The sequence below is a fragment of the Luteimonas qiangzhengi genome (assembly GCF_039548515.1).
GTDB lineage: Bacteria > Pseudomonadota > Gammaproteobacteria > Xanthomonadales > Xanthomonadaceae > Luteimonas.
Window position 1 is genome coordinate 260,769 of record NZ_JBCLVE010000005.1, and the last position, 8,840, is coordinate 269,608.

6 protein-coding genes are annotated in these 8,840 nt (G+C 65.7%); 1 reads left to right on the forward strand and 5 read right to left on the reverse strand.

The genetic code is table 11. From position 1 onward, the window contains the following. Nucleotides 1–37: 37 nt before the first annotated feature. From WCE59_RS05285 to WCE59_RS05305, 5 genes are all read right to left on the reverse strand, one after another. A complete protein-coding gene (locus WCE59_RS05285) occupies nucleotides 38–697 on the reverse strand; it encodes a TIGR02466 family protein (protein ID WP_343257670.1) in 660 nt (219 codons plus the stop codon). Nucleotides 698–722: 25 nt separating this feature from the next. Next, complete coding sequence (locus tag WCE59_RS05290) at nucleotides 723–2,654, reverse strand: O-linked N-acetylglucosamine transferase, SPINDLY family protein (RefSeq protein WP_343257671.1); 1,932 nt, start codon at nucleotides 2,652–2,654, stop codon at nucleotides 723–725. After that, a complete protein-coding gene (locus WCE59_RS05295; protein ID WP_343257672.1) occupies nucleotides 2,651–3,592 on the reverse strand; it encodes a class I SAM-dependent methyltransferase in 942 nt (313 codons plus the stop codon). The genes WCE59_RS05290 and WCE59_RS05295 overlap by 4 nt, the downstream gene beginning before the upstream one ends. Nucleotides 3,593–3,651: 59 nt before the next feature. Then, a complete protein-coding gene (locus tag WCE59_RS05300; protein WP_343257673.1) occupies nucleotides 3,652–5,451 on the reverse strand; it encodes a phosphoenolpyruvate carboxykinase (GTP) in 1,800 nt (599 codons plus the stop codon). 131 nt (nucleotides 5,452–5,582) lie between these two features. Continuing rightward, nucleotides 5,583–6,188, reverse strand: a complete 606-nt coding sequence (locus WCE59_RS05305) for a TetR/AcrR family transcriptional regulator (RefSeq protein WP_343257674.1) — start codon at nucleotides 6,186–6,188, stop codon at nucleotides 5,583–5,585. 153 nt (nucleotides 6,189–6,341) lie between these two features. Between WCE59_RS05305 and WCE59_RS05310 the strand changes: the two genes are divergently transcribed. Continuing rightward, entirely contained in the window at nucleotides 6,342–8,786 is a 2,445-nt protein-coding gene (locus WCE59_RS05310) for an acyl-CoA dehydrogenase (protein WP_343257675.1), read from the forward strand. Nucleotides 8,787–8,840: the final 54 nt, after the last annotated feature.

Here is an 8,840-nt window from a genome sequence, read left to right on the forward strand (position 1 = left end):
CAGCCGGGGGGTTTTTCGTTTCAGGCAGCCGGTTTCGTCAGCCGGGCTTGCGCACCGCCCAGGCGTTGAAAGCCACGATGATCCGCGGCCGCTGCCCGCGGTAGACAAATATCTCGTGGTAGAGGTACGAAGGAAACATGATCAGGCTGCCGGCCTTGTGGACCCGCTGGACGGGCTGGACCTGATAGGGAAACGCCATCGCTTCGTTGGCGGGATCCTTGTACATGTCAGCGCCCGCACGCGGATCGCGGAACCGGACCACGCCGCTGTCGGCGTCCTGCTCCGCGTCCCCCGGGTCAACGCAATAGATGCCTGACCAGCTCGCGTTCGGGTGGTTGTGCGTGCCCTGGTAGCCGCCTGGCCGGGTCACGTGGAACCACATGCTGTACTCCAGCGCAAGGGCGTCGCCGCGGACCTTTCCGCCGCTCAGGCCCGCGACCAGATCGCGCAACACGCCATCAATGAACCCAAACAGGCTGGCCACAGCCGGTTCCTTGCGCGTGTGCAGATAGAAGTTGCTTTCAAACACCCGCGACAGCGTGTCGCGTGCCACCGTGTCGCGATGCATCTCCCCTTCCGCTTCAAGGCCCAGGAACAATCCCCGCAGCTCTGGATTGATCTGCTCGGCGCCTGGCAGTGTTGCCTCGAGCATCGGGACGGCAAAAATCGGAAACACCTGAGCACTGCTTTCGTTCATTGAATCCTCCATCGGTATCCACTTGTCATGGGGCCCACCTGGACGCGATTTTCTCCACTGCATCAGCGATCCGACGCCCCTGCCTGAATCCTGATCGATCCACGGCTTCATGCAGGCGTGAGCGTAGTCCCTTCCTCGCCCTGGCCGCAGCAACCGCGCGATCCACGTAGTCGGCCGGGGTCGCAGCCACCAGGCTATCCATGCCCAGGAAGCGGTTGAGGCTGGCTGCCATCCGCGCCACCGGCGCGGCCCCCTGCATCGTAAGCACCGGCAGCCCCTGCATGATGGCGTCCACCGACGTTGCCCCGCCGCCATAGCGGAAGGTGTCCAGCATGAGATCGCTGGCGCGCAGCCGCGCCATGTACTCGCCAGCTGAGGTGCGCGGCACGCAGACGAGGCGCTCGCGCGGGCCTCCCTGGCTTGTCCAGGCGGCCTCCAGGGCCGGAGCGGCCTCTGCATCGGCGTAGAGCATGAGCACGCCATCATCCAGCCGTCGCATGATTTCGACCCAGCAGTGCAGCACCTGCTTGTCGATCTTGTAGGCATTGGCGAAACTGCACATCAAAAATGACGTGTCAGCGATTCCAGCGCTGCCACGCAGCCAGTCCTGGTCCGCTTCCGGCCCAATATCACAGGCCGGCGGGAACATCGTCCCGGGCAGGTCGATGACCTTGTTCATGAAGCCGGCGCGCATTTCCGGGGTCGCAACCACAGAGTCCAGGATCACGCCGTCCAGCCAGGGAGCACGGTGATCATGGATCAATCCCAGGTAGCTGACCTGTCGCGGAGCCGGCCTGGCCGCCAGGACTTCCGGCTTGGCTCCGTATGTGTAGCCGTTGAGATCGATCAGCAGGTCGAGCCCATCGCTGCGGATTGCGTCGACAATCGCGGCTGCGGACAGCCCGTCAAGGTCCTGGAAGGTTTCCACCCGCGTGCGGATTGCAGCTGCGACCTGATCGTCGGATCGGCGCAATGAATAGGCGTGTACGTGGGCCCGTTCCCGGTCATGATCGCCGACGTAGCCGGCGAAAAGGCGCCCAACCGCGTGGCCGCAGAAATCAGAGGATAGATAGCCGATGCGCAGCCTGTCCGCCTGCCGTCGCACCCTGCGGGTAGGTTCCGTCGGCACGGGCGGCCTGGCCGACAGGGCGCTGCCTGCGGCCATGTCGAACACCCTGCGGGTGGCGTCGGCGGACAGTGGCGCATACAGCGCAACCAGCGGGTCGGGGCGGCCCCGGGGCGCTGCGCTGCGCAGCGCCTCGTCAAGGAGGCTGGCGTATTTCCGCTCAGCGTCAAAAGCGCAGCGCATCGCCGACACCTCGACCAGTCGCGAAAGAATCGATACGTCATCGGGAGCCAGGCGGGCGGCGCGTTCGAGCAATCCAAAGGCACGGCCATAGCGATGCAGTCGCTGCTCGCACATTGCCATGTTCGACAGCAACCCCGGCTCATCGCCCCCCTGAGCCAGCGCACTGTCGTAGTACTGCAGCGCCTCGGACCAGCGTCCCTGGCGATGCAACACGAAACCCAGCCCATACAGAGCAAGCCGGGAGCGATCACCGCATGCGATCGTCCTGCCCAGTGCCACTTCCGCCTGGGCGTCCATGTTCAGGTGGACCAGCGCCTGCCCCGCCTGCAGCCAATCTCGAGGTGAGGACGACCGTATCTGCAACAGCGCGTCCGCCTCCGACCGCGCCGCATCCCACTGGCCAAGCGCAGCCAGGCACAACACAAGCCCGGTCGTGACCGCCAGCGATTCGGATATTCCGGCCGCTTCCCGAAGCAGCGGCAATGCTTCCTGGTTCCGGCCCACACCCAGCAACAGGGTGCCCAACCCGTAGAGCGCCGCCTGCGATCGATCGATCGCCAGCGCCTGGAAGTAGAGTCGCCCGGCGTTTTCGACATCCCCCCTGGACCGGGCATGCTCGGCTTGCGCGAGAAGATCATCCAGGGTCATCGTTTGGCAACGAGCGTGTAGGCCATCAACTGTCCATGCTGGTGCAGCGAACCGGTCACCACCCCCATGCCGGCAGCGCCGAGACGGTCCTCGACCCCACGTACCTGGTCCGTCGTTCGTGCAGCGGCCAACTGTTCCTGTAGGCGCGCTGTTTCATCCTCAAGTTCAGCGGGCAGGCTTTTGAATGCTGCGATCTCTTGCGCACCCGCCCCGGAAGCGGCTGCCGCAAGCGCGCGCTGGACCACAATTGCCGCGCGCCCCAGGACGTCTCCCATTTTTTCCTGATCCAGCTTGCCGATCAAATCCCTGGCGACATCGTTATAGCGTCGCCGGACCACCACATGGGAACCATCGTCAAGCCCGGTGGTGCGGCGCGATTCAATCACCTGGATCATGCTGTGCGCCGAGTCAAGGAATCCGCCCGGGCGCCGGAGCCATTCCATCTGCCCCAGTTGAGCCCGTGACACAGCGCTGATCTGGGAGTCGTGCGCATGCATGACCAGCGCGATCCGCCCTTCCGGGGCGAGCACGCGGAGCGCTTCGTCCAGCGATGACGGGATATCCGAGTACTCCAGCGCAAATTGCGCGGTAAGGACATTGATGCTGGAACTGTCGAACGGCAGTTGCTCGGCAACAACTCCTGACATGAATTCCACACCGGCCAGTTCGTGATGCCGAGTTGCTTCAGGATGGATCTGGGCCGCGTCTATTCCATATATCGTTGCGCGGTTTCCGAGGCAGCGCGTGGCCAGAAGCGGAATCAGGCCATTCCCCGTGCCAACGTCGACAAGCCGCACGGGGCCTTCAATTCCTGCGAAGAAATCCCTCCAGAACTCTTCCGACAAGGAGCCGCCACTTTTATCGGATATGCACGAATGCAAAGCGCCGGTGCGCCAGTAACGGCTCCAGGGTCCGGAAGATTTCTCGGCGGGCCTCATGCCCCAAGTTTACCGCAAGCATGCCGCTGTAAACCCCGGGACGCAGGCTCCGCCTGCGTCTATCCGTGCAGCTTCGAGGCGATGGCCCCGTGCTGCACCTGCAGCGGCTCCGGCAGGCGCTCGCCGAATCCGTCCAGAAACCCGGCAAGCGCGTCGAACTCATCGCGCCAGCCGTCCGTATCCACGTGCAGCAACGCCTCGCGGTCGGCTTCAGACAAATCCGAGCCATTCAGCGACAGCGCGCCATCGGCCGGCAGCAGCCCCACCGGGGTTTCGACCGCGCCCGCGCTGCCCGCAACCCGGCCGATGATCCACTCCAGCACGCGCAGGTTGTCGCCAAAGCCCGGCCACATGAAGCGGCCGTCGTCATCCTTGCGGAACCAGTTGACGTGGAAGATCCCCGGCAGCTTTGCTCCCGGCCTGTCGAACGAGAGCCAGTGGTTGAAGTAGTCGCCGAAGTGGTAGCCGCAGAAGGGCTTCATCGCCATCGGGTCGCGGCGTACCACCCCCACCGCGCCGGTGGCGGCGGCGGTGGTTTCAGACGCCATGGCCGCGCCCACCATTACCCCGTGGGCCCAGTCGCGGGCCTGGAACACCAGCGGCACCAGCGACGCGCGGCGGCCGCCGAAGACGATCGCGGAGATCGGCACGCCCTGCGGATCCTCGGCGTGCGGCGAGAAGGTCGGACACTGGCTGGCTCTGACGGTGAAGCGCGCATTCGGATGCGCGGCCGGGCCGTTGGCCGGGTCGTAGGGACGGGCCTGCCAGTCGAAGGCCGGCACCCGGTCGTCCAGGCCTTCCCACCACGGCTGGTTGTCTTCGGTCACCGCCACATTGGTGAAGATGGTGTCGCGCTGGATCGAGGCCAGCGCGTTCGGGTTGGACTTCGCCGAGGTGCCTGGCGCCACGCCGAAAAAGCCCGCTTCTGGGTTGATCGCCCACAGCCGGCCGTCCTCGCCCGGGTGCATCCAGGCGATGTCATCGCCCACCGTCCACACCTTCCAGCCGTCGCGCTGGTAGCCCTCCGGCGGGATCAGCATGGCCAGGTTGGTCTTGCCGCAGGCGCTGGGGAAGGCCGCAGCCACGTAATGGGTTTCGCCCTGCGGGTTCTCGATGCCCACGATCAGCATGTGCTCGGCCAGCCAGCCTTCCTGGCGCGCCTGCCAGGAGGCGATGCGCAGCGCGTGGCACTTCTTGCCCAGCAGGGCGTTGCCGCCATAGCCGGAACCGTAGGACTTGATCGCCAGCTCTTCGGGGAAGTGCATGATGTAGCGGCGCTCCGGATCCAGCTCGCCGATCGAGTGCAGGCCTTTCACGAACGGCTTGCCCGCGGCGCCTTCGCGCTCGATCCGTTCCAGCGCAGCCGCGCCCATGCGGGTCATCAGGCGCATGTTGGCCACCACGTACGGCGAATCGGTGATTTCCACCCCACAGCGGGCCAGCGGCGAATCCACCGGACCCATGCAATAAGGAATAACGTACAGGGTGCGGCCCTGCATGCAGCCTTCAAACAGCGCGTCGAGCTTGCCGTGTGCTTCGTCCGGGGCCATCCAGTGGTTGTTCGGGCCGGCATCATCGCGCTCGCGGCTGCAGACGAATGTCAGGTGTTCCACCCGGGCCACGTCGTCCGGATCGGACCGGTGCAGCCAGCAGCCGGGGTGCGTCTCCGGGTTGAGCGGCAGCAGCGTGCCATCGGCCTGCATGGCCTCCAGCAGCGCCTGGTATTCGGCATCGCTGCCATCGCACCAGTGGATGGCATCGGGGCGCGTCAGTGCGGCGACCTGCGCCACCCACTCATTGAGCGCGGCAAGTGCGCTGGCATTCGCAGGCGCGGCCTGCTGGCTGGAAACTGCGTTCATCAAACCTCCGGAAAAGCGGCACCGCTGTGCAGATAGGGCGGGAAAACCGCCAGTCTAGTCGTTGCGGCTATTCGCGGCCTCGCTGCAGTGCAGCAATCCCGTCCCGGAACGTGGTCCGGATCACGCCGGGATCACGCCGGGATCAGGGTGTCCATGACGTGGCCGATGTATTTCTCGTAGGTTTCGTGATCCAGCCGCGACTGCGGCAGCTGCGATGAGAGCTGCAGGAAACCCACATAGGCGCTGTAGGCCAGACGCGCCCGGTGCTTGGCCTTGGCCTCCTCGAAACCGACCTGGCAGAACGCACTGGTCAGGTATTGCAGCCGGCGTTCGGACACCCGGCCGATCACCGGCTGCACGATGGGGTGGTCCAGGGCCTGCAGCAGTGCGCTGTAGATGGCGTGCGACTGGATCTCCACCGCCACCATCTGGATCAGGTTGCGCAGCCGCTCGTGCGGATCGGTGATGCGCTCGAGCGCGCCGAACAGGGCTTCCTGCTCCACGCTTTCCCAGCGCTCCAGCGCTGCCTGGAGCAACGCATCGCGGGAGGGAAAGTGCCAGTAGAAGCTGCCCTTGGTCACTCCGAGCCGGCGGGCCAGGGGCTCCACGGCCACTGCGGCCACGCCCTGCTCGGCGATCAGGTCCAGCGCGGCCTGGGCCCAATCATCCGTACTCAGTCGGGCGTTACGCTCCCGCGACTTTGGTTTCGGCACCTTGCCGGGAGCTGTTTTTTCCATTGCCGCAGTGTATCCATACGCCGCCGTCTCGTCATGCGCAGCCGAGCCGTGCCGTGCGATTGACACGGCCCGGCAGCATTCCCATACTGGCCCGTATGGTAAATATGCGGCGCGCAGGCAGCCTGGCCGGCACGCCCTCCCCAGGAGCCCGTAATGAGCGTTGCAATACCGTTCCTCGTCCTGATCCTCACCGGCACCTTTGCCGCCTACCACCGCCTGCGCCTGGCCACCTGGATTGCCATTGGCACCACCGGCCTGGTGGCCTGCTGGCTGCTGGGCAGCCATCCCGGCGCCACCGTGGTTGCGGCGGCGCTGCTGGCACTGGTCGCGGCGCTGCTGTTGATCGGCCCGGTACGCAAAGCGTTGATTACCACGCCGCTGCTGAAGTTCTTCCGCAAGGTGCTGCCGCCGCTGTCGCAGACCGAGCGGATCGCACTGGAAACCGGTTCGGTCGGCTTTGAAGGCGAACTGTTCACTGGCGATCCGGACTGGAACACCCTGCTGAACTATCCGAAGCCGGAATTGACCGCCGAAGAGCAGGCCTTCCTGGACGGGCCCACGGAAGAACTCTGCCTGATGGTGGACGAGTGGCAGATCAACCACGTGCACGCAGACCTGCCGCCGGAGATGTGGGAGTTCGTCAAGAAGAACCGCTTCTTCGGCATGATCATTCCCAAGGAATACGGCGGCCTGGGCTTCTCCGCCCTTGCCCACCACAAGGTGATCCAGAAGCTGGCCACGGCTTCCAGCGTGGTCAGCTCCACCGTGGGCGTGCCCAACTCGCTGGGCCCGGGCGAACTGCTGATGCACTACGGCACCCAGGAGCAGAAGGAGTACTACCTGCCGCGCCTGGCGCTGGGTGAGGAAGTGCCCTGCTTCGCGCTGACCGGACCGTTTGCCGGCTCCGATGCCACCTCGATTCCCGACTACGGCATCGTCTGCAAAGGCGAATGGAACGGCGCCCAGGTGCTGGGCGTGCGCCTGACCTTCGACAAGCGCTACATCACCTTGGCACCGGTTTCGACCCTGATCGGCCTGGCCTTCCGCATGTACGACCCGGACGGCCTGATCGGCGACACCCGCGACATCGGCATCACCCTGGCGCTGATGCCGCGCGACACCCCCGGCGTGGAAGCCGGTCGCCGCCACTTCCCGCTCAACTCGCCGTTCCAGAACGGACCGGTGCGCGGCAAGGACGTGTTCATTCCGCTCAGCCAACTGATTGGCGGCGTGGAGAAGGCCGGACTGGGCTGGAACATGCTCAACGAGTGCCTGGCCGTGGGCCGCTCGATCACCCTGCCCTCGACCGCCAGCGGCGGATCCAAGTTCGCGGCGGTGGTGGTGGGCGCCTATGCGCGCATCCGCAAGCAGTTCGGACTGTCGATCGGGCGCTTCGAGGGCGTGGAAGAAGCCCTGGCCCGGATTGGCGGGCGCGCCTATGCCGCCAGCGCCCTGTCGCAGGCCACGGCGGCGGCGGTGGACCGCGGCGACGTGCCGTCGGTGCCTTCAGCGATTGCCAAGTACCACTGCACCGAGATGGGCCGGCAATCGGCCAGTGATTTCATGGACGTGGTGGGCGGCAAGGGCATCATCCTTGGGCCGCGCAACCTTGGCGGCCGCGCCTGGCAGGCCTCGCCGATCGCGATCACGGTGGAAGGCGCGAACATCATGACCCGCAGCCTGCTGATCTTCGGCCAAGGCGCGATCCTGTGCCATCCGTGGGTGATGAAGGAAATGAAGGCCGCGCAGAACCCTGACCATGCGGAAGGGCTGCGCGACTTTGACCGCAACCTGTTCGGCCACATGGGCTTTGCGATCTCCAACGCGGTGCGCTCGTTCTGGTTCGGCATCACCGCGGCGAAGATTGGCGCCGCGCCGGGCGATGACTACACCCGCCGCTACTTCCGCAAGCTGGATCGCTACTCAGCCAACCTGGCCCTGATGGCCGACGTGTCGATGCTGATGCTGGGCGGCAAGCTGAAGTTCAAGGAGTCGCTGTCCGGGCGCCTGGGCGATGTGCTCAGCCACCTGTACATGACCAGCGCCATGCTCAAGCGCTACCACGACGAAGGTGCGCCGGAAGCCGAGCAGCCGCTGCTGGCGTGGGCCTTCCACGACAGCGTGCACAAGATGGAAACCTCGCTGTCCGCGGCCCTGCGCAACTTCCCCATCCGGCCGGTGGGCTGGTTGATGTGGCTGCTGGTGTTCCCGCTGGGCCGTCGCGCGGTGGCGCCGGGTGATCGCCTGAGTCATCGCGTGGCCGCGCTGCTGATGTCGCCCAATGCGGCCCGTGACCGCCTGGCCAAGGGCGTGTTCCTCACGCCTGGCCCGAACAATCCGGGCGGACGGATCAACAGCTACCTGGCCAAGGCCATCGCCGCCGAGCCGGTGGAACGCAAGCTGATGAAGGCGCTCAAGAACAGCAACATCGAAGCGCTCGATTTCGCTTCACAGCTGGACGAAGGCGTGCGCGAGGGCTGGATCACCGAGGCCGAGCGCGCCCAGCTGGAAGAGCTGCGCGAGCTCACCCTGGACACCATCACCGTGGACGACTTCGACGCCGAAGACCTGCGCTCAGCCGGCTACCGCGCACAGTAGGAAAAGCACGAAGCCACGTGAAACCCCGCGCTGCCCCTGCTCCGGCAGGGGCAG